The organism is Pseudomonas cedrina subsp. cedrina (genome assembly GCF_001983175.1).
Classification (GTDB): Bacteria; Pseudomonadota; Gammaproteobacteria; order Pseudomonadales; family Pseudomonadaceae; genus Aquipseudomonas; species Aquipseudomonas cedrina.
On the sequence record NZ_MNPW01000007.1, the window covers coordinates 240,027 to 261,729 of the forward strand.

At 61.7% G+C, this 21,703-nt stretch carries 17 protein-coding genes; 10 read left to right on the plus strand and 7 right to left on the minus strand.

The genetic code is table 11. The features are described from left to right. Positions 1 to 3: 3 nt before the first annotated feature. From BLL36_RS16560 to BLL36_RS16575, 4 genes are all read right to left on the minus strand, one after another. On the minus strand, positions 4 to 2,259 hold the full coding sequence (locus BLL36_RS16560) for an Orn/Lys/Arg family decarboxylase (protein WP_076952461.1): 2,256 nt from the start codon (positions 2,257 to 2,259) through the stop codon (positions 4 to 6). A gap of 145 nt (positions 2,260 to 2,404) precedes the next feature. Next, on the minus strand, positions 2,405 to 3,145 hold the full coding sequence (gene dnaQ / locus BLL36_RS16565; RefSeq protein ID WP_165448111.1) for a DNA polymerase III subunit epsilon: 741 nt from the start codon (positions 3,143 to 3,145) through the stop codon (positions 2,405 to 2,407). Between the two features lie 65 nt (positions 3,146 to 3,210). Further along, the gene (gene rnhA / locus BLL36_RS16570) at positions 3,211 to 3,663 is read right to left on the minus strand and encodes a ribonuclease HI (RefSeq protein ID WP_003173571.1); all 453 of its coding nucleotides are present in this window, start codon (positions 3,661 to 3,663) and stop codon (positions 3,211 to 3,213) included. Between the two features lie 30 nt (positions 3,664 to 3,693). Further along, positions 3,694 to 4,452, minus strand: a complete 759-nt coding sequence (locus BLL36_RS16575) for a methyltransferase domain-containing protein (RefSeq protein ID WP_076952463.1) — start codon at positions 4,450 to 4,452, stop codon at positions 3,694 to 3,696. A 65-nt stretch (positions 4,453 to 4,517) separates the two neighbouring features. Between BLL36_RS16575 and gloB the strand changes: the two genes are divergently transcribed. From gloB to BLL36_RS16620, 9 genes are all read left to right on the plus strand, one after another. After that, positions 4,518 to 5,285 carry a hydroxyacylglutathione hydrolase gene (gene gloB, locus BLL36_RS16580; protein WP_076952464.1) on the plus strand — a complete coding sequence of 256 codons (768 nt, stop codon included), beginning with the start codon at positions 4,518 to 4,520 and terminating at the stop codon, positions 5,283 to 5,285. Positions 5,286 to 5,383: 98 nt separating this feature from the next. Beyond that, complete coding sequence (locus BLL36_RS16585; RefSeq protein WP_076952465.1) at positions 5,384 to 6,799, plus strand: lytic transglycosylase domain-containing protein; 1,416 nt, start codon at positions 5,384 to 5,386, stop codon at positions 6,797 to 6,799. Between the two features lie 234 nt (positions 6,800 to 7,033). Then, entirely contained in the window at positions 7,034 to 8,863 is a 1,830-nt protein-coding gene (locus BLL36_RS16590) for an extracellular solute-binding protein (RefSeq protein ID WP_076952466.1), read from the plus strand. After that, positions 8,860 to 10,698 (plus strand): extracellular solute-binding protein, encoded by a 1,839-nt coding sequence (locus tag BLL36_RS16595; protein ID WP_076952467.1) that lies wholly within the window; start codon positions 8,860 to 8,862, stop codon positions 10,696 to 10,698. The genes BLL36_RS16590 and BLL36_RS16595 overlap by 4 nt, the downstream gene beginning before the upstream one ends. Continuing rightward, positions 10,699 to 11,775 (plus strand): microcin C ABC transporter permease YejB, encoded by a 1,077-nt coding sequence (locus BLL36_RS16600; protein ID WP_076952468.1) that lies wholly within the window; start codon positions 10,699 to 10,701, stop codon positions 11,773 to 11,775. Between the two features lies 1 nt (position 11,776). After that, positions 11,777 to 12,796 (plus strand): ABC transporter permease, encoded by a 1,020-nt coding sequence (locus BLL36_RS16605; protein ID WP_076952469.1) that lies wholly within the window; start codon positions 11,777 to 11,779, stop codon positions 12,794 to 12,796. Position 12,797: 1 nt separating this feature from the next. Next, positions 12,798 to 14,399, plus strand: a complete 1,602-nt coding sequence (locus BLL36_RS16610) for an ABC transporter ATP-binding protein (protein WP_076952470.1) — start codon at positions 12,798 to 12,800, stop codon at positions 14,397 to 14,399. A gap of 126 nt (positions 14,400 to 14,525) precedes the next feature. Beyond that, positions 14,526 to 17,975: a hypothetical protein gene (locus BLL36_RS16615; protein WP_076952471.1), complete on the plus strand. Its 3,450-nt coding sequence runs from the start codon at positions 14,526 to 14,528 to the stop codon at positions 17,973 to 17,975. 63 nt (positions 17,976 to 18,038) lie between these two features. Further along, a complete protein-coding gene (locus BLL36_RS16620; protein ID WP_076952472.1) occupies positions 18,039 to 18,923 on the plus strand; it encodes an AraC family transcriptional regulator in 885 nt (294 codons plus the stop codon). On the opposite strand, the gene BLL36_RS16625 is transcribed toward BLL36_RS16620, so the two are convergent. Beyond that, positions 18,865 to 19,452 carry a LysE family translocator gene (locus tag BLL36_RS16625; protein WP_076952473.1) on the minus strand — a complete coding sequence of 196 codons (588 nt, stop codon included), beginning with the start codon at positions 19,450 to 19,452 and terminating at the stop codon, positions 18,865 to 18,867. The genes BLL36_RS16620 and BLL36_RS16625 overlap by 59 nt on opposite strands. Positions 19,453 to 19,585: 133 nt before the next feature. Beyond that, positions 19,586 to 20,470 (minus strand): NAD(P)/FAD-dependent oxidoreductase, encoded by an 885-nt coding sequence (locus BLL36_RS16630; RefSeq protein WP_076952474.1) that lies wholly within the window; start codon positions 20,468 to 20,470, stop codon positions 19,586 to 19,588. Between the two features lie 142 nt (positions 20,471 to 20,612). Here BLL36_RS16630 and BLL36_RS16635 point away from each other — a divergent pair, with 142 nt between their 5' ends. Next, the gene (locus BLL36_RS16635) at positions 20,613 to 21,050 is read left to right on the plus strand and encodes an Rrf2 family transcriptional regulator (protein ID WP_076952475.1); all 438 of its coding nucleotides are present in this window, start codon (positions 20,613 to 20,615) and stop codon (positions 21,048 to 21,050) included. Here the strand turns inward: BLL36_RS16635 and BLL36_RS16640 are convergent. Next, positions 21,047 to 21,676: a ribonuclease T2 family protein gene (locus BLL36_RS16640; protein ID WP_076952476.1), complete on the minus strand. Its 630-nt coding sequence runs from the start codon at positions 21,674 to 21,676 to the stop codon at positions 21,047 to 21,049. The genes BLL36_RS16635 and BLL36_RS16640 overlap by 4 nt on opposite strands. Positions 21,677 to 21,703 lie beyond the last annotated feature (27 nt).

The following is a 21,703-nucleotide window of genomic DNA, read 5'->3' on the forward strand; positions in this document are numbered from 1 at the left end:
TTCTTAACCCTTGATGCAATCGACGGTGTAACAACGACCACTGCCGTCGTCTTCGTGTTGCAACCCATGAACATCGGCGACAAAACCGGGAAAACTGCTATCGAACGTCCGGGCGAAGGCCAGGTAATCGATGATCGAACGCGTGGACTCGGTAAAGCGCTCGCCCGGCATGATCAATGGAATGCCGGGCGGATAAGGCACCAGCATCACGGCTGCGACGCGCCCTGGCAAGGCATCAATGGAAACCGCCTCCACTTCGCCTCTCACCAATTGGTCGTAGGCGTCGGCCGGTTTCATGGCGATTTCCGGTAGCACGGTGTACATGCGCTTGAGGTGCCTGGCGGTGGCATTGCTGCGGTAACAACTGTGCAATTGATCGCACAGCTCGCGCAAGCCCAGACCCTGATACCGCAGCGGGCCTTGTGCAAACACCGATGGCAGGCAACTGGCCAGACTGACATTGGCGTCGTAGCTGCGCTTGAATTCCAGCAACTCGGTAAGCAAGGTACTCCATTTGCCTTTGGTGATGCCCATGGAAAACAGTACCAGGAAGGAATACAGCCCGGTCTTTTCCACCACCAGGCCACGCTCCCAGAGGAATTTGCTGACCACGGCCGCGGGGATGCCACAGTCGCTCAGGGCGCCGCCGGCGTTGAGACCAGGCATCACCAGGGTCACTTTAATCGGGTCCAGCAGCACGTAGTCTTCGGCCACGTCGCCAAAGCCATGCCAATCGTCCTCCGGATGCAGCAGCCAATCCGCGGTAATCACCCGGTCGACGCCCGACACCGACGGCGGTTGCCAGATGGAGAACCACCAGTCCTCGGCGCCAATGTGCTCGCGCAGGTTGGCCAGGGCGCGGCGGAAACTCAAGGCCTCGTCGAACATTTCCTGCAGCAGCGACCGCCCCGCCGGGCCTTCCATCATCGCCGAGGCAACGTCCAGCGACGCAATGATGCTGTATTGCGGCGAGGTGGAAATATGCATCATGAAGGCTTCGTTGAAACGATCACGGTCCAATTGGCGCGCGCCGCCGTCCTGCACATGGATCATCGAGGCCTGGCTGAACGCCGCCAGCAGCTTATGGGTCGAGTGCGTGGTGAACACCAGCGGGCTGTCCGGGGTGCGCGACGTGCCCATGCCATAGCGTCCGGCGAAGAACTCATGAAACGCCGCATAGGCGTACCAGGCTTCGTCAAAATGCAGCACCTCGACGCTGTTGCCCAGTTGCTGCTTGATCATCTGGGCGTTGTAGCACAGGCCGTCGTAGGTGGAGTTGGTGACCACCGCCAGCTTGACCTTCGGCGGTCGGCCACGGGTCAGCGGGCTGGCGTCGATCTTGGCGCGGATCGACTCGGGGCTGAATTCGCTCAGGGGAATCGGGCCGATGATCCCCAGTTCATTGCGCTCCGGACACAGGTACAAAGGAATCGCGCCGGTCATGATGATCGAGTGCAGCACCGACTTGTGGCAGTTGCGGTCGACCAGCACCAAGTCATCGCGGCCGACCATGGAGTGCCAGACGATCTTGTTGGCGGTGGAGGTGCCGTTGATCACGAAGAAGGTATGGTCGGCGCCGAAGTTGCGCGCGGCGCGGGCCTCGGCCTCGGCCAACGGCCCGGTGTGGTCCAGCAACGAGCCCAGCTCGGGTACCGACACCGACAGGTCCGAGCGCAGGGTGTTTTCCCCAAAGAACTGGTGAAACGCCTGCCCTACCGGGCTTTTGCGATAAGCCACGCCACCGCCATGGCCGGGGGTGTGCCATGAGTAATTGGAGTCAGCGGTATGTTGTACCAACGCCTTGAAGAAAGGCGGCAACAAGCCATCGAGGTAGGTGCGCGTCGCGCGGGCGACCTGTCGCGCAAGAAACGGTACGGTGTCTTCGAACAGGTACAGAATACCGCGCAGTTGATTGAGCTCGCTCATGGCATCGGCCGGCGCGTTTTCCAGGGTGACTTGCTCGCCCAGGGCAAAGATCGGCAGGTTCGGCGCCCGCAACCGCGCCAGGCGGATCAGCTCGACCATGTTTTGCAGCAGGTGGGTGTTCTCGCCGGCGCCTTCGGCGGCGATCAGCATGCACGCCAGGCCATGGTGGGTAGCCGCCACCAGCCGGCCTTCGGCGTAATCCACCGCCTGGATGATACTGAAGCCCTCTTGTTCCAACTCCCTGGCAATGCCTCGAACCCGGTCACCGGCAACGGTGTCGGCCTTGATGTCGCGGTGCACGATGAGTACGGGGAACTTCAGGTCTTTGTACATGAGTGCTTGGGCGTCCTGAGGGCTATGCACTCAAGGGTAGAAGCTGGGCGTGAATGTGGCGAATGAAGATTTCGCAGACAGTGGAGGATCAACTGTGGGAGCTGGCTTGCCCGCTCCCACAGTTTTGACGGCGTTCGGCTGGCGATTATTGCTGGGTCAGTTGGGTCCACAACGCCGGCGCACCCGCCGACTTGGCAATCGCTTCCAACCGCGCCGCATGCTCAACCAGGTCCTGCTCGCTCGCCCGAATAACCGGGGTAGGCCTGCGGTCCGCCGGCAGGCGGCGGATTTCCGAAGGACGGTTGCCCGAGCCTTCCGCCGAGCCGGCGCCATCGGAGGCGTTACCGGCCAGGGACAGGCTGGTTTGCCCGCCGGTCATGGTCAGGTAGACGTCGGCGAGAATCTCGGAGTCGAGCAAGGCGCCGTGGAGTTCGCGGCCGGAGTTGTCGACGCCATAACGCTTGCACAGGGCGTCGAGGCTGTTGCGCTGGCCGGGGTGACGCTCGCGCGCCATCATCAAGGTGTCGAGGATCGTGCAGTGCTTGGAAATATCGGCACGATCGATCTGCCCCATCAGGGCAAATTCGTTATTGATGAAGCCGATGTCGAACGCTGCGTTATGGATGATCAACTGGGCGCCGTTGATGAATTCGAAGAATTCATCGGCGACTTCGGCAAAGCGCGGCTTGCCTTTGAGGAATTCATCGGTGATACCGTGGACGCCGATCGCGCCTTCGTCACTGTCACGGTCCGGTTGCAGGTAGACGTGGAAGTGACGGCCGGTGAGGCGCCGGCCCATCAGTTCGACACAGCCGATTTCAATGATCCGGTGGCCGTCGGTCACCGGCATGCCGGTGGTTTCGGTATCGAGTACAACAGATCGGATGGCCATCAGGGTTCAGCTCTCAACGGTGTATTTCAAAGGGCGCGATATTACCACGTGATTCGGCATCAGCTCTGCTTGTAGCCACGCACTTCATCCACGCCCCGGTTGGCCAGTTGGTCGGCGCGCTCGTTGCCGGGGTGGCCGATGTGGCCGCGCACCCATTTCCAAGTGATGTCATGGCGGTTGCACTGTTCGTCGAGCAGTTGCCACAGATCGGCATTCTTCACCGGTTCCTTGGCCGCGGTCTTCCAGCCACGCTTCTTCCAATTGACCATCCACTCGTTGATGCCCTTCATCACGTATTGCGAGTCGGTCACCAGCAGCACGTTGCAGCGGCGCTTGAGTTCTTCCAGGCCGCGAATGGCGCCCATCAGCTCCATGCGGTTGTTGGTGGTGTTGGCTTCACCGCCCCACAACTCTTTCTCCACGCCCTTGCACACCAGCAACGCGCCCCACCCGCCTGGGCCTGGGTTGCCCTTGCAGGCGCCGTCGGTGAAGAGTTCTACGCTATCGGTCATCGGTTACTCGGAATCAATTCAAAAAGAGGTTTACGCGTCGCTTTGCCTGCGGTTGACCTTGGCCATCGGCATCGGCACCAGCTTGCCTATCGGCTCACGGCGCACTTGCTGCAGCGGCCGCAGCCCGACCACGATTTTACGCGCCACCAGCAGATAGAAACCGCCTCCAGACAACTGCCAGGCACCCGCGCGGCGCTCCCAGCCGGCCAGCCGGCCTTGCCACTTGGTCGACGCAAGCGGCGGACGATAGCACCCGAAGCGGCGTTTCTCCAGCGCGAAGCCCAGCAGGTTCAGCCAATCGCCCACCCGTTGCGGCGAGATGCAACGCGCCTGGCGCAGGGCATCATTGGCGAACACATGGCGCAGGCCCCAGCTGCTCCAGGGGTTGATCCCGACAATCAGCAAATGGCCGCCTGGGCGCACGCTGCTCGCCGCCTCGCGCAGCAAGCCGTGGGGCGACAGGCAAAAATCCAGGCCATGCTGCAACACCACCACGTCGGCGGCGTGCTCGCTCAACGGCCAGGCCTGTTCCTCGCAGACGATCTCCACACCTGGCAACGGCGCCCCCAGACGCACATTGCGCTGCACCTGGGGCGCGGACGGCGGCGTCTGGGCCGAAGGGCCGTAATGCACCAGGTAGCCCCCAAAGAACCGGCCCAACTCGTCTTCGAGCATGCGCCGTTCTTCTTCCAGCAGAAATTGCCCGATGGGACCGGACAGCCATTCACGGGCTGCGCCGATCAGGGCCAGCCACTCGGGATCGGCCTGGGCGAACGCTTTATCAGTCATTGCATTCTCCAACTCGCCTAGACGTTCTAAGATGCACCAATGTGTTCAGCTTGGCGAATCGAAGAATGATACAGATCAGTGCCCTGCCCGCCTTTACCGATAACTACATCTGGTTGTTACAAGACCCCGACACCCAACGCTGCGCGGTGGTCGACCCCGGCGATGCCGCGCCCGTGCTGGCCTGGCTCAAGCAGAACCCGGAGTGGACCTTGAGCGACATTCTTGTCACCCATCATCACCATGACCATGTCGGCGGTGTCGAACAGCTCAAGGGCATGACGGGCGCCAAGGTCTACGGCCCGGCAGCCGAGAAGATCCCCGCGCGCGACGTGGCCCTGAACGACAACGACCGCCTCACAGTGCTCGGCTGGGACTTCGACGTTTATACAGTGCCCGGGCACACCTTGGGCCATATCGCGTTTTATCACCAGGGCGTGCTCTTCTGCGGCGACACCCTGTTCGCCGCCGGTTGCGGACGCCTGTTCGAAGGCACGCCGCAACAAATGCACACCTCTCTCGAGCGCCTGGCCGCCCTGCCCGACGATACGTTGGTGTACTGCACGCACGAATACACACAAAGTAACCTCAAGTTTGCCCAAGCGGTGGAACCGGGCAACGCGGATATCGCCGAACGGGTGGAAACCGTCCGCCAACTGCGTGCCCGTGGCGAGAACTCGCTGCCTTCCAACCTGGCCCTGGAAAAGCGCACCAATCCTTTTCTACGTACCTCTGAAACATCCGTTAAACAAAAAGCGGACGAACGGAACGGGCGCGACAACCGCTCTGCGACCGAGGTGTTTGCTAGCTTGCGGGCATGGAAAGATACGTTCTAACAGGACGCATTTTGATACGTAATTTCTGAATGGTTGACCGGAACCGAACGGGTTTCTAGAATCGCCCGACATTTTTGCCCGGAACTTACTTCCAGCCAATGTCGTCATCTATTCGTAAATCCAACCATTCAGACGCATTGACCCGCCTGGCTCAAGCTGTGGCGGTGGCTGTTTCCGCCACGCTGGCGGGCTGCCAATCAAACAATTTCACCGCACAATCCACCGTGCAACCCAAGCCAAACCTCAGCGCCAAGATCAAACAGAAACCCGTCATCTGGCTTTCCGAAAAGCCGACCCCCGAAGCCCCCCAGGATGTCTGGGAGCGTATGCGACGGGGCTTTCAATTGCAGGACGGAGTGGGCGTAAACCCGCGTATCGAGCAACAGCGCCTGTGGTTCGCCAGCAACCCCTCCTTCCTTGAGAACGCCGGTGAACGCGGCAGCCTCTATATTCATTACATCGTCGAACGCCTTGAAGAGCGCAACATGCCCCTGGAGCTGGCGCTGCTGCCAGTGATTGAAAGTGCCTACAACCCGATGGCCTATTCGCGCAGCGATGCGGTCGGCCTGTGGCAGTTCATTCCCTCCACCGGGCGCTACTTCAACCTGCGCCAGACCCGCGCCTACGACGGCCGCCGCGACATTACCGCTTCCACCACCGCCGCCCTGGACTACCTGACGCGCCTGCACGACATGTTCAACGGCGACTGGTTGCTGGCCCTCGCCGCCTACAACGCCGGCGAAGGCACCGTGAGCCGGGCCATCGAGCGCAACGAGAAGCTCGGCCTGCCCACCGATTACTGGAACCTGCCACTGCCCCAGGAAACCAAGGACTACGTGCCCAAGTTCCTGGCGCTGTCACAGGTGGTGCTGGCGCCGGAAGCCTACGGCGTCAACCTGAACCCGATTGCCAACACGCCCTATTTCGAAGTGGTTGAAGTCAAGCAAAGCATGGACCTGTCACGGGTCGCCGCGCTGGCCGAGATCGACGAAGACGAGCTGTTCCAGCTCAACCCGGCCCTGAAACAACGTACCACCCTGGACGGCCCCCAGCATTTGCTGGTGCCAAGCTCCAAGGCGCAATTGCTCACCAGCACCCTTTCGACGATGAAACCGGAAGAATTGCTGGCGATGCGCCCCAAAAAGCAGGTGTTCGACGAAGTCGAGACCGCGCGGGTTGCCGGTCGCACCCGCAACTACAAGGTGCGCAACGGCGACAACCTCACGCTGATTGCCAAGGCCAACAAGGTCGACGTGCATGACCTGCAACGCTGGAACAAACTCAACGGCCAGGCGCTCAAGGTCGGCCAGACCCTGGTGATGCAGGACACCCGCAAGCTGGTAGCGAAGGCTGACAGCAAGAAGCCCGTGCAATACAAGGTCAAGAAAGGCGACTCGTTGTACATCGTCGCCAAGCGCTTCAACGTCGAGATGCAACATCTCAAGCGTTGGAACCCGCGCACCGGGCAGGCATTGAAGCCGGGGCAGATGCTGGTGGTTTCCGGGCCAAGATAAACCCGCATAGGAGCTGGCTTGTGTGGGAGCTGGCTTGCCTGCGATAGCATCGGCTCGGTATCACTGATACACCGAGGTGTCCGCATCGCAGGCAAGCCAGCTCCCACACTTGATCTCCACAGGACTCAATACAGCGCCAGCCTTGACCTGCGCCTCCAACGACCTTTTTCCAACCGGAACAAGCTGTTACTGTACCGATCATAAAGCCCAAGCCGCCTGGATCGGATCTCTGACTTGAAGCGTCCCCTCCTTCTACTAATAAGTCTGGCCTTGAGCTTTGCTGCGAACGCGACGATTACCGAGAGCCACGGTTATACGCAGTTCGGCAGGCTCAAGTATCCGGCCAAATTCACCCACTTCGATTGGGTAAACCCCGCAGCGCCGAAAGGCGGAACATTGCGGGTGATGGCCTTTGGCACCTTCGATACGCTCAACCCCTATACCTTCAAGGGCTCAAGCCCGGTCTCAACCCCCAATTTCCTGCAATACGGCGTCAATGAGCTGAACGAGCCGTTGATGGTCGGCACTGGCCAGTACGCACCGTCCGGCGACGAACCCACCTCCAGCTATGGGCTGATCGCCCAGTCGGTGGAGTACAGCGAGGACCGCAGTTGGGTGGTGTTCAACCTGCGCCCGCAGGCGCGCTTCCACGATGGCAAGCCGATCACCGCCTATGACGTGGCGTTTTCCTACCGCACCCTGCTGACCGAAGGTCACCCGCAGTACCGCACCAACCTGCAGGAAGTGGCACGGGTCGATATCCTCAACCGTCACCGCATCCGCTTTGTGTTCAAGCGTGCCGGCAACCCGTTGCTGATCCTGCGCCTGGGCGAGCTGCCGGTATTGCCCCAGCATTACTGGAAAAACCGCGATTTCAAGGCCACTACTTTCGAACCGCCCCTGGGCAGCGGACCGTACCGCATCAGCAAGGTCACCCCTGGCCGGCAATTGGTATTCGAACGGGTCAAGGACTACTGGGGCAAGGACCTGCCGGTCAACCAGGGTTTCTATAACTACAACAAGGTCGAAGTGGAATTCTATCGCGACAGCGACGTGGCCTTCGAAGCCTTCAAGGCCGGCGAGTTCGATATCTACATCGAGCACCAGGCCAAGAACTGGGCCAATGGCTACAACTTCCCCGCGGTGAACCGGGGCGAGGTGATCAAGGCGCAGATTGCCCACCAGATCCCGACCCAAAGCCAGGGCCTGTTCATGAACACCCGACGGCCGGCCTTCAACCAGACCAAGGTGCGCGAAGCCATGGGGCTGATGTTCGACTTCGAGTGGACCAATGGCACCCTGTTCAGCAATGCCTATAAACGCACCCTGAGCTACTACCCCAACAGCGAATTTTCAGCGACCGGCCTGCCGGTGGGCCATGAATGGCTGATGCTTTCCCCCTACCGCGAACAATTGCCGGCCGAGCTGTTTACCCAAGCCTTCAGCCTGCCCCGCACAGATGGCCGCGGCATCCCCCGCGAGACCATGCGCCGCGCCCTCGCCCTGCTCGGCGAAGCCGGCTGGAAGCTGTCCGGGCAGCGCCTGCTGAACAAGGAGGGGCAACCGCTGCGCTTCGAGATCCTGCTGGTCAACCCGAACCTGGAGCGCATTCTGCAACCCTACGTCGAGAACCTGATCAGCATCGGTATCGACGCGCGCCTGCGCACCGTCGACCGCGCCCAGTACAAACAGCGCCTGGATCAATTCGACTTCGACATGATCCTGATTACCCTCAACCAGACCCTCAGCCCAGGCCTGGAGCAGTGGCAGTACTTCCACTCCAGCCAGGCCGCGATCAAGGGCAGCAAGAACTATGCAGGCATTGCCAACCCGGTAGTCGATCACTTGCTCGAACAACTGCTGGCGGCGCAGACCCGCGAAGAACAACTGGCCGCCGGCCGCGCACTGGACCGGGTGCTGCTGTGGCAGCACTACAGCATTCCCAACTGGTACCTCAATTATCATCGCCTGGCGTACCGCAACCGGTTCGCCTTTGTCACCACGCCGCCCTACAGCCTGGGCCTGAGTGCATGGTGGCTGAAAGCCTCGGAGAAAGCCCAATGATGCATCTGCGCAACGCACTGCTTGGCAGCCTGTTGCTGTGCACTGCGGCCCAGGCCGCTCCGCAACATGCGCTGACGCTGTACAACGAACCGCCCAAGTACCCCGCCGACTTCAAGCACTTCGACTACGTCAACCCGGACGCGCCCAAGGGCGGCACCTTCCGCGAGTCGGCCATGGGCGGCTTCGACAGCCTCAACCCGTGGATCAGCAAGGGCGTACCGGCCGACAACATCGGCCTGATCTACGACACCCTGGCCATGCAAAGCCTGGACGAGCCGATCACCGAATACGGACTGGTCGCCGGCAAGATCGAAAAAGCCCCGGACAACAGTTGGGTGCGCTTCTATCTGCGCCCCGAAGCGCGTTTCCATGACGGCCACCCCATCCGCGCCGAAGACGTGGTGTTTACCTTCCAGGAACTGATCAAGGAAGGTTCGCCGATCTACCGCACTTACTATGCCGACGTCGACGAAGTGATCGCCGAAGACCCGCTGAAGGTGCTGTTCAAGTTCAAGCGCACCAACAACCGCGAGCTGCCGTTGATCCTCGGCCAGTTGCCGGTATTGCCCAAGCATTGGTGGGCCACCCGTGATTTCGCCAAGGGCAACCTCGAAGTACCGCTGGGCAGCGGGCCGTACAAGGTGGCCGAGGTCAAGCCTGGGCGCATGATCCGTTACGAGCGGGTCAAGGATTACTGGGCCAAGGACCTGCCGGTCACCCAGGGTTTCTATAACTTCGATAACCGCATCACCGACTATTACCGCGACAGCACCGTGTCCCTCGAAGCCTTGAAGGCCGGACAATTCGATTACTGGCTGGAGTTCAGCGCCAAGAACTGGGCCAACGCCTACAACATCCCGGCAGTGGCCGAAGGCCGCTTGATCAAGGAAGAAATCCCCAACGGCAACCCGACCGGGATGCAGGGTTTTGTGTTCAATATGCGCAAGCCGATGTTCCAGGACGTGCGCGTGCGCAAGGCCATCAGCCTGTTGCTGGATTTCGAGTGGAGCAACAAACAGTTGTTCAACGGCGCCTATACGCGCACCCGCAGTTACTTCGAAAACTCCGAGATGGCTGCCACCGGCCTGCCCGGCCCGGATGAACTGAAGATCCTCGAGCCGCTGCGCGACAAGATCCCATCCGAAGTCTTCACCGAGACCTTCGAGCCTTCCAAAACCGACGGCAGCGGCATGATCCGCACTCAGCAGCGCGAGGCCTACCAACTGCTGCAGGAAGCCGGCTGGCGTATCAAGGACGACAAGATGGTCGACACCGACGGCAAACCGGTGGTCATCGAGTTCCTGCTGGCGCAGACCGAGTTCGAGCGTATCCTGCTGCCGTTCAAGCGCAACCTGGCCGACCTGGGCATTGACCTGGTGATCCGCCGGGTGGACGTCTCGCAGTTCATTAACCGTATTCGCTCGCGGGACTTCGACATGATGGTGGGCAGTTTCCCGCAGTCCACCTCGCCGGGTAACGAGCAACGCGAATTCTGGAAGTCCTCCAGCGCCGACAAACCCGGCAGCCGCAACTACATGGGCCTCAAGGACCCGGCCGTCGACCAACTGGTGGAACAGTTGATCGACGCCGACTCGCGCAAAAGCCTGGTGGCCCATGCCAGGACGCTGGATCGCGTGCTGCAGTTCGGCTACTACGTGATTCCGAACTGGCACATCAAGACCTTCCGCGTTGCGTACTGGGATCACCTGGGCCATCCGAAAGTCCCGCCACGCTACGACGTCGGTACCGCCACCTGGTGGGTCAAACCCAACGTCAAGCCGGCGGTTTCCCTGGACACCACCGAAAGCGCCGAGCCGGCGAAGGGAGGCGATTGAATGCTGGCCTATATCGTTCGCCGCCTGTTGCTGATCATCCCCACGCTGTTCGGGATCCTGCTGATCAACTTCGTGATCATCCAGGCCGCCCCCGGTGGCCCGGTGGAGCAGATGATCGCCAAGCTCGAAGGCTTCGAGGGCGCCACCAGCCGTATCGCCGGCGGCGGTGCCGAGGTCTCGGTGGCCGGTTCCAGCAGCTACCGTGGCGCCCAGGGCCTGGACCCGGCGCTGATCAAGGAAATCGAAACGATGTACGGCTTCGACAAATCGGCGCCGGAACGCTTGTGGATCATGGTCAAGAACTACGCCCAGCTGGATTTTGGCGACAGTTTTTTCCGTGACGCCAAGGTCATCGACCTGATCAAGGAAAAGATGCCGGTGTCCATCTCCCTCGGGTTATGGAGCACGCTGATCATGTACCTGGTGTCGATCCCCCTGGGCATCGCCAAGGCCACGCGGCACGGCAGTCATTTCGACGTATGGACCAGCTCGGCAATCATCGTCGGCTATGCGATCCCGGCGTTCCTGTTCGCAATTTTGTTGATCGTGGTGTTTGCCGGCGGCAGTTACTTTGACTGGTTCCCCTTGCGTGGGCTGACGTCGAACAACTTCGACGAACTGAGCTGGGGCGGCAAGATTCTCGATTATTTCTGGCACCTGGCGCTGCCCATCACGGCATTGGTGATCGGCAACTTCGCCACCATGACCCTGCTGACCAAGAACAGCTTCCTCGACGAGATCAACAAGCAGTACGTGGTCACCGCCAAAGCCAAGGGCCTGACCAACCATCGCGTGCTGTACGGCCACGTGTTCCGCAACGCCATGCTGTTGGTGATCGCGGGCTTCCCGTCGGCATTCATCGGGATTTTTTTCACCGGCTCGTTGCTGGTGGAAGTGATCTTCTCCCTCGATGGCCTGGGCCTGATGAGCTTTGAAGCCGCGATCAACCGCGACTACCCGGTAGTGTTCGGCACGCTGTTTATCTTCACGCTGCTGGGGCTGATCGTGAAACTGATCGGCGACCTCACCTACACCCTGGTCGATCCGCGTATCGACTTTGGCAGCCGGGAGCATTGAGATGAATCTGTCCCCCCTCAATCGCCGTCGGTTCGAGCGTTTCAAGGCCAACAAGCGTGGCTGGTGGTCGCTGTGGCTGTTTTTGATTCTGTTCGGGCTGAGCCTGGGCGCCGAGCTGATCGCCAATGACAAGCCGCTGGTGGTGCACTACGACAATGGCTGGTATTTCCCGGCGCTCAAGCGCTACCCGGAGACCACCTTTGGCGGCGAATTCCCGCTGGAGGCCAACTACAAGAGCCCGTATATCCAGGAACTGCTCAAGGCCAAAAACGCCTGGACCCTGTGGGCGCCAATCCCGTTCAGCTACCAGAGCATCAACTACGACCTCAAGGTGCCAGCGCCTGCGCCGCCCTCCAGCGTCAACCTGCTGGGCACCGATGACCAGGGCCGCGATGTGCTGGCGCGGGTAATCTACGGTTTTCGCGTGTCGGTGCTGTTTGCCCTGACCCTCACGGTGCTCAGCTCGATCATCGGCGTGATCGCCGGGGCCTTGCAGGGTTTTTACGGCGGTTGGGTCGACCTGGCCGGGCAGCGCTTTCTGGAGATCTGGTCCGGGTTGCCGGTGCTGTACCTGCTGATCATCCTTGCCAGCTTCGTGCAGCCCAACTTCTGGTGGCTGCTGGGGATCATGCTGCTGTTCTCCTGGATGAGCCTGGTGGACGTGGTGCGCGCAGAATTCCTGCGCGGGCGCAACCTGGAATACGTGCGCGCCGCCAGGGCCCTGGGCATGCAGAACGGCGCGATCATGTTCCGGCATATCCTGCCCAACGCCATGGTCTCGACCATGACGTTCATGCCGTTCATTCTCACCGGCGCCATCGGTACCCTGACCGCCCTGGACTTCCTCGGCTTTGGCTTGCCGGCCGGCTCGCCGTCCCTGGGTGAGCTGGTGGCCCAGGGCAAATCCAACCTGCAGGCGCCCTGGCTGGGCATGAGTGCCTTTGCCGTGCTGGCGATCATGCTGAGCTTGCTGGTGTTTATCGGCGAGTCCGCTCGCGATGCCTTCGACCCGAGGAAATGAGATGAATCAGGACAATCTGATCGAAATCCGCGACCTCAGCGTCGAGTTCGTCACGGGCGAGCATCACCATCGCGTGGTCAACAATGTCAGCTTCGATATCAAGCGCGGCGAAACCATTGCGCTGGTGGGTGAAAGCGGCTCGGGCAAATCGGTGACCGCCCACTCGATCCTGCGCCTGCTGCCCTACCCGCTGGCGCGGCATCCATCCGGCAGCATCAACTACGCCGGGCAGGATTTGCTGACCCTCAAGGAAAAAACCATCCGCCACATTCGCGGCAACCGCATCGCGATGATCTTCCAGGAGCCGATGACCTCGCTGAACCCGCTGCACAACATCGAGAAGCAGATCAACGAAGTGCTGGGGCTGCACAAGGGGCTCACCGGCAAGGTTGCCACCCGGCGCACCCTGGAGTTGCTGGAATTGGTAGGCATCCCCGAGCCGCACAAGCGTCTCAAGGCGCTGCCCCACGAATTGTCCGGCGGCCAACACCAGCGGGTGATGATTGCCATGGCGCTGGCCAATGAGCCGGAATTGCTCATCGCCGATGAACCCACCACCGCGCTCGACGTGACGGTGCAGTTGAAGATCCTGGAATTGCTCAAGGAGTTGCAGGCGCGGCTGGGCATGGCGCTGCTGCTGATCAGCCATGATTTGAACCTGGTGCGGCGTATCGCCCACCGCGTGTGCGTGATGCAAAAGGGTTGCATCGTTGAGCAGGCCGACTGCGAGACGCTGTTCAAGTCGCCCCGGCACCCGTATACCCAGGAACTGTTGGCGGCGGAACCGAGCGGCGGGCCGGCCGCCAATGCAGTCGGGCCAGCGCTGCTGGAAGTCGATGACCTGAAGGTGTGGTTCCCGATCAAGAAGGGCTTTTTGCGCAACACCGTCGATTACGTCAAGGCGGTGGACGGCATCAATTTCAGCCTGCCCCAGGGGCAAACCCTGGGCATCGTCGGCGAAAGCGGCTCGGGCAAATCCACCCTGGGCCTGGCGATCCTGCGCTTGATCGCCAGCAAGGGCGGTATTCGCTTCGAAGGCCAGCAACTGGACACGCTGACCCAGCAACAGGTGCGCCCGCTGCGCCGGGAAATGCAGGTGGTGTTCCAGGACCCGTTCGGCAGTCTGAGCCCGCGCATGTGCGTCAGCGAGATTGTCGGCGAAGGCTTGCGCATTCATAAAATGGGCACGCCGGCCGAACAGGAAGCGGCGATCATCGCCGCGCTCAACGAGGTGGGCCTCGACCCGGAGTCGCGCAATCGCTACCCCCACGAGTTCTCCGGTGGCCAGCGCCAACGCATCGCCATCGCCCGCGCGCTGGTGCTCAAGCCGCGCCTGATCCTGCTCGACGAACCCACCTCGGCGCTGGACCGCACGGTGCAACGCCAGGTGGTGGAACTGCTGCGCAGCTTGCAGGCCAAGTACAACCTGACCTACCTGTTTATCAGCCATGATCTGGCGGTGGTAAAGGCGCTGAGCCATCAGTTGATGGTGGTCAAGCAGGGGCAAGTGGTGGAGCAAGGTGATGCGCGGGCGATATTTGCCGATCCGCAGCATGCGTATACGCGGCAGTTGCTGGAAGCCGCCTTTTTGGCACCGGCCTGACGGAGCGCCTGACGCCTTACGACCGTGGCTGAAGCAAGCCACGGCATTCAATGACGGGCCTGCTGTCGTCAGGCCCGCTGGCTGCGCAACCATCGGGGTCTACGTTTCTACAGGACGCTGCACCCCATGGACGAACCCTACGCACTGCTTTCCACTGAAGACCTCTCCGGCGCCACGTTGCCGACGCCTCAAGCCAGCTTCTCTTCCGCTGAACTGCGCGAGCGCGACGACCTTCGCGTGCAAGGCGACAAGGAACTGATCGCCCAGTTGCTGCCGGTGCTGAAAACCACCCCAGGTGCGCCAGCACCGGCGGCACACACGCCCGTCAAAGTATCCGAACTGTCCTTGCTGGGGCAGTGGGGCGACGTCTTCAGCAAAGCGTTCAACCAACGGGATTTCGTCGAATGGGCGGATCGACGGGGCCTGGACTTCAACACAATGTCGGTCTGCAATAGTGTGCTGCAGGCCACACCCCATGGGCAGACCTCGCCTCAGCGCTTTACCCTGGCGGACGCCTCGGGATGGTGGGTCGTCGCCAACCCGATCATTTTTATCGCGCAGTTACTCGACCCCGCCGAGCTGGGCCTTCCCTACCTGGGCGACCGGGTGAGCAATCCCGAACGCAGCCTGCCCCTGGACCGGGTGCTGGCGTTTCACGGCTACCCGATGCCCGCCAACCGTTTGCAAGTGGAGGTGATCGCCGAGGAACTGCGCGCGCTGGGGGCCTTCCCTGGCATTGACGACATGGGGCTGAGCCGCTCGTTGATCCACGACGAGCTGCTCAACCAGCAACGCGACTACCGGCAATTGGCCGATGCCCTGCAGGCCCTGCCAGACCTTGACAGCTTCACGCTGTACAAGACGCGCATGCAGTTAACGTCGGGCTCGTTGCTGGCGCGCACCCTGGTGGACGCTGCGCAGTTGCTCAAAAGCATCGTCGAAGACACCGTTGTCGAGGTCGACGGCGATTACTTTTTCGACCACCGCAAACAGCTGATCTGCAGCCTGCCCGCCGCTGTGGAGGACGTGACTCAAGTGCGTGAATGGCTGCCCCAGGTCCCTGATGTGCTCTGGCGCAGGTTGCTGAGCCTGGCCGAAAAAGCGGGCACCGATCTCTATCTGGACCACAGCGTGAGCCTGGCGGGTCTGCTGCAGGCCTACGGCATCGAGCGCGCCGTGAGCAACACCGAAATTGCGGCGCTGATCACGCGGCTGCGCCAGTGGCCGATCACACAGGCGCCGACACTTTATGCCGCCGCCCGTAGCCTGGATGAGCGGTATATCCAGAATCAATACATCGGTTTGCGCAACGACCGTCATGTCATTCGCAAAGCGCTCTACGCGGTGCTGCGCCACGGTCGGCTGACCGGCCCAGACGGCCTGGACAGGGTCATTGCCGTAGACCCGGAGCGCCTGCCAGTGATCCTTGAACCGGGTCGCCGCAAGCTGCAGGCACTGGTTGAGCAGGCCGAATTTGTAAAAATCCGCCAACAGGAACACATCGACCCCGCCAGCCATGTGCTGTTGAGCGTAGTCAGCGGAATTGGCGCCCATGGGCTGGACGGCCAATGGAAGATGATCACGGGCGCGGTGATGGCCGATCCCAAACTCGCGTCGCAAATGCGCCCACTGATCGTGCTGGCCGCGCGCATGGGCGGGCAGTTGCGCACCAACAAGGCCGTGAGCCTGAGCCAGGCGCTGCGCCTGTACAAGGTGTTGGTGCCGACAACACTGGATGAAGTGCGGCTGACCGCGCAACTCTGGTCCATCAGCGCGCCGCAACGCCTGCACGAAAGCGACTACTGGCGCGGGCTCAAGCCGGCTCACCCGGCGCAACCCAGCGGGTGGATCCTATCGGAGGCCGACCGGCTGCGGGTGCTGGTGCTCAGCCAGGGGTTCGTTCCCGACCCCGAACAGGGTTTGTTCAGCTACCTGGCGGCCCCCGTGCTGGGAGACAAATCCCCTGAGGACATCCGCGCCGAAGCGGATTTGCTGATGATCCGCCTGATCGCCACGCCACGCGCCCAGCAACTCGCCGGCCAATTGCAGCGCAGCATCCAGTGGCATGGCAGCGACACCAGCCCCGCCGCCAGTCGCAGCGCACTCCTGTGGGCGGCCTTGATCCTGAGCCTGGACCCGACGGCGGGCGCACACCCCAATCGTATTCACCACCTGGACTGGTCGGCTGCCGACTTCTGGGGCGAGTCGGTAGCCTATGTACGCCGGCAACTGGAAAGCAGCTTGCGCCTGGCCCCTGGTGCTGCCGCCCTCGCCGCCCACCTGATGTTGTGCGGCCAGGCCCCGCACCTGCTGGTACGCGCGATTCCTGATTCCATGCCGTTCCTGAGCACCCAGGCCTGGATTCTGTTCGAGCAATATGCCACGTACTTGGAACAGCGCGTGCCGGGTGCGGCGCGCCAATTGAGCCATGACGAAATCATGTATCAGGCATACCTGCCGCCGCGCGGAGGCTGGGCAACGTTTCTGGACGGCGTTCACGCCTTGCCTCCCATCCGCATGTGGGCCGTGGTCAATGGCGTCATCACGCGCCAGGCGCGCTACAGCAGTGCCGAGTCCAACCTGGCGATTAGCGCGCTAAACGATCTGCGGGCGCGCCTGAGCCGCGCCCTGGAAGCGTTCGCCAGCCCGATCCTGACCCAACGCGAGGTCGCATTGCAGGCCTTGCAAAAAGTCTGGCCGGACAATCGCCAGCTGACGGACCTGGTGCTGATGTGGCTGCCCCGGGACTCGGTGTTCGCCGAGGACAAGCGCTTTGAAAATGTGCACACCGGCAAAAAATTCTCGTTCGTCGACCTCTACATGGCCAACCGCCTGGAAGCGGATTCGCCCCATTGGCACTCCTCCAGCCCGACCATCAAATACAGCGACATGGCGCAGCAGTTTCATCAGCTCACGCCCTTCAGCCAGGTTTTCGCGCAACGCTTTGCGCAGGATCTGCAACAGTTGCAATCGGCCTATAAGGAATACCTGCAGAACAGCCTGCCGCAGCTGTCATTGCTGCGACGCGAAGCGATCGAGTTTGGGCGCATCCACTTTTTTGCCTTGCGCACGGGCGCCGAGCCGGTGGGGCCATTCGGCCTGATCCTGTGCGTCAGTTATTACGGCGACCGCCATGTGTACGAGTGCTTCCCCAAATACCTGCTGCTGCGGCCGCGCCATGACCTTGACTATGCCGCCCTGATGCAGGCCGCCGCGGCAACCGGGCAGGATGTGTCTAACCTGGGTTTTCATTGGCCGGCTTACGCCGATGGGGTTGAGCCGGCAAAAAGTGACAGTGAACAGCGCTGGCCCGGCCTCAGGATCAGCCAACTGGCGCCCGTATTGCCAGACGTCGACACGTTGCCGCAGGTGGACGCTCAGGGGCAGCGGATACCGCGCAGCTTCGACTCGCCGCGCTCCAAGGCGTTGGCGGCGATCATTGTCGAGCAACATTTCTTTCAACGGGCGGCAGCGCTGCGCGAACAATCCACCGTGCCGCTGACCCTGGATCAACTCGGCAACGGCGAAGACCCCTGGGCCGAGTATTTGCACCGTATGGCCATGGCTGCCCTGTGAGGCCTTGAACCCGAGGCGGTTTTGTATGACGCTGGGCACCCCTTCCGCTTGGAGCGCCGCGCCATGACCTTGCCCGCAAGCCCCACGGCGCCCCGCTTCTGGCGCGACGCCGGGCTGCCGTACATCGAAGCGCGCACCATTGTCGACGGGCGCAAGGTCACTTATACCCGTCATGCTCACGAGCATTTTTCCATCGGTGCGATCACCACCGGCAGAAGCTATTACCACTACGGCGCGGACACCTTCCAGATCAGCGCCGGCACGGTGGTGCTGATGAACCCCGGCGACGTGCACGCCTGCAATCCCATCGCCAACGAGGCATGGTCCTATCAGATGCTGTACCTCGACACCCCTTGGCTGACGGATTTGCAGCACCAGCTGGGTTTCAGCACTGACCTGGGTTACCGGCCATTCAGCACGCCCTACACCCAGGACAAGGTGCTGTACGACGGGCTGCTGGCGTTGTATCGGATACTGGTGGATGAACAGGCCGAACACCTGCAAAAACAGAGCGCGTTGGTGAGTTACTTCACCGAGGTGCAACAGCGCCTTAACCCCTCCGACACCCCGATGCGTGAGGTAAACCACAAGCTGGAGCGCGCCGCACAGTACATCCGCGAACACTGCACCCAGGCGCTGAAACTGGAAGATATCTGCCTGGCTGCCGAGCTGTCGCCGTCGTACCTGATCCGCGCGTTCAAGCAGTATTACGGGCTCACGCCGCACGCATTTCTGGTCAACCAGCGTATCCAGTTTGCCCGCGCGCAATTGCGCCAGGGCGAACTGATCGCCGATGTGGCCCTGGCCGCAGGCTTTGCCGATCAGGCGCACTTTCAACGCACCTTCAAACAGCATTTTGCCGCCACGCCGGGGCAATACCGCGACCGGCTCACGCCGTCAGCAAATAACCCACACTGGCCACCAGCAACGCGGCCATCGAGCGGTTGAACAACCGCACGCCACGGGGGTTGCTCAGGTAGCGGCGCAGGAACGTGCCGGCATAGGCCCAGCAGGCCACCGACAGGTAGCAGATCACCAGGTAGAGTGCCGCAAACAGCCACACTTGCGCGGCGTCGCCGTCAGCTACAAACAACCCCATGCCCGCCACGCAGGCCAGCCACGCCTTTGGGTTGAGCCACTGCATGATCGCGCCGTAGAGCATCGACGGCGCGGTGGCCGTACCCTCGGCGTCCAGCCGGCCATTGTCCACTGCCAGCTTCCAGGCCATGTACAGCAGGAAGGCCACGCCGCCCCATTGGATCAATTGGGTCAGGATCGGCCAGCGCACCAGCACTTCATGCAAGCCCAGGCCAATCAGCACCAGCAGCAACGTGAAGCCCACGGCGGCGCCGAACACGTGTTTCTGGCTGGCGACAAAGCCGAAGCGCGCCCCCGAACTCAGCGCCACCACATTGACCGGGCCCGGTGTGATGGAAGTGGCCAGCGCGAAGGCCGCCATGGAAATGATCAGGCTCATTGCAGTTCCTTTTTATCCGAACGAGTAGCGATGGCCCCACGGTACCGGGCCTGTCGTCCGGGGTATTGAAGAAAATGCCCCTCAGGTATCTACGCATCTTAAGAAGCTGACGAATCTCTTTGTGGGAGATCTGCTAACCGTTGATCAACGAAACGTGTGCGCCCACCCCGGCGCGCACGCCCTCGGCCACGGCCAGCGCGACGGAACCGGCGGCGAGGGAGGTATCGCCACAGGCAAACACGCCGGGCACGGAGGTCTGGCGCATGTCATTGGTGTGCAGATAAGGTCCGGTCGGGCCGTCGGTCATCCCACAGCCCAATTGCTCGGCCAACGGGCTGATGCGCGTGCGAGACATAGTGAAGATACCGTCGAGGTTGAACACCCGGCCGTCATCCAATTCCAGGTCGGCGCGCTCACCGCTGATGCGCCGTACGGCACCGCTTTGCACGCTGACGCCACGTCGGTCCAACTGCGCCTGTTGCTCGGTATCGGGTGTGAACACGCCGTTGGTGAACAACGTGGTGGTGCCCCAGTCCGGCAGCATCAATGCGTGGTGCATGGCCAGGGATGACGTAGCCAGGACGCCGATGCGGCCGCTGTCCAGCTCGTAGCCGTGACAGTACGGGCAATGGAACACTCGCTTACCCCAACGCTCCTTGAGGCCGTCGATATCCGGCAAGTCGTCGACCACACCCGTGGCGAGGATCAAGCGCTTGCCCTGCAACGTCCCGTTATGTTCGGTGCGAACGCTGAAACCCTGCGCCTGTTCGGCCGTCTGCACGACGCTGTCTTGCAGCCACGTGACCGTTGGATATTCCATCAGTTGGCGGCGCCCTTCTGCGGCGATGAACTCCGGCGCCTGGCCGTCCTGACCAAGAAAACCGTGGGAGGTGGCGGCGAAACGGTTGCGCCGCTGACCCGCATCGATCATCAGCACCTGGCGCCGCGCCCGTGCCAATTGCAGGCCCGCCGACAGGCCGGCGTAGCTGCCGCCCACGATAATCACGTCGTACATCATGAAAATGACCCCTGCTGTGTGCCCCGGTTGTCCGGGCGCTTTCACGACACACCATAAGTTACATAAAAATACCCCGTCAAGAGTCTCGCAACTTTTCGGGTTACGAAGGATACTTTCAAGCGAATCGATCAGAGGTTTGTTGATGAGAAACGACACGCGCCTTTCGCGCATGCTCCATGTGTTGATCCATATGGGTCGCCACGAAGAACGCGCGACGTCCGAAACCATCGCGCAGATGCTCGGCACCAACCCGGTGGTGGTGCGACGCACGCTCGGGCTGCTCAAGGAAAAAGGTTACGTACGCTCGGAAAAAGGCCACCAAGGCGGCTGGTGCCTGGGCAAGCCGTTGAGTGATATCACGTTGCTGGAGATTCACAACGCCCTGGGCACGCCCTCGATATTTGCCATCGGGCTGTCCACCGACCATCCGCGATGCCTGGTGGAACAGGCGGTGAACGCCGCGCTCACGGATGCGTTCGAGCAAGCCCAGGCGCTGCTGCTGGAGCGCCTGGGCGAGGTCACGCTGGCGCAGTTGGCCGAGGATTTTGACGAGCGCTATCGCGTGGCGATGCTGCCCTAGCGCTGTGCAGGAATGCGGATATCGCCGTCACGGCACTGGGTTTTCACGCTGCGCGGGCAGCCGGCGAATGCCAGGTCCTTGGTCAGGCACACACGCACTTCCGACAGCACCTTGCCTTTGCAGATCACCGCCAGCCCATGGTTGCCCATGCGCGGGTTGCTCTCGCGGAACAATGCCTCTATCTCACGCGCCGGCAACGAGGGCGGCGTATTGAACGGCTGCAGTTGCTCTGGAATGCTCACGACACCCAGCGCTGCATCGGTTTTTTCCAGATAAGCCGACGGTTCCAGCCCCGTGCAAGTGCCATGCTTGGCCCATTCGTGCCTGAGCAGCGAACGGGTCGGGAACAGTGCCGCGCCTTTTTCGATGTCTTCGCGACTCAACCGCGACTGCGGCGAGCACGAAGCCGGCCACCCTCCCCGCGCGTATTGCGGCCACAGGCCGTGCAAGACAAAACCGTAGCCCTTGCCCGAACACTGCTCATTGTCCGGATGAGTCAGGCAGAACGTCGGGGACCATGACAACGACAATACGTAAAAATCAAACTCGCCAGGCGTGCCTTGACTACGCGCAGCCCCCATCGCGCTGGTGGCCAGCACCAGCCACAACGCCATCCAGTATTTCATCCGTCTGTTCCTTGGAAAAAGCAAAAA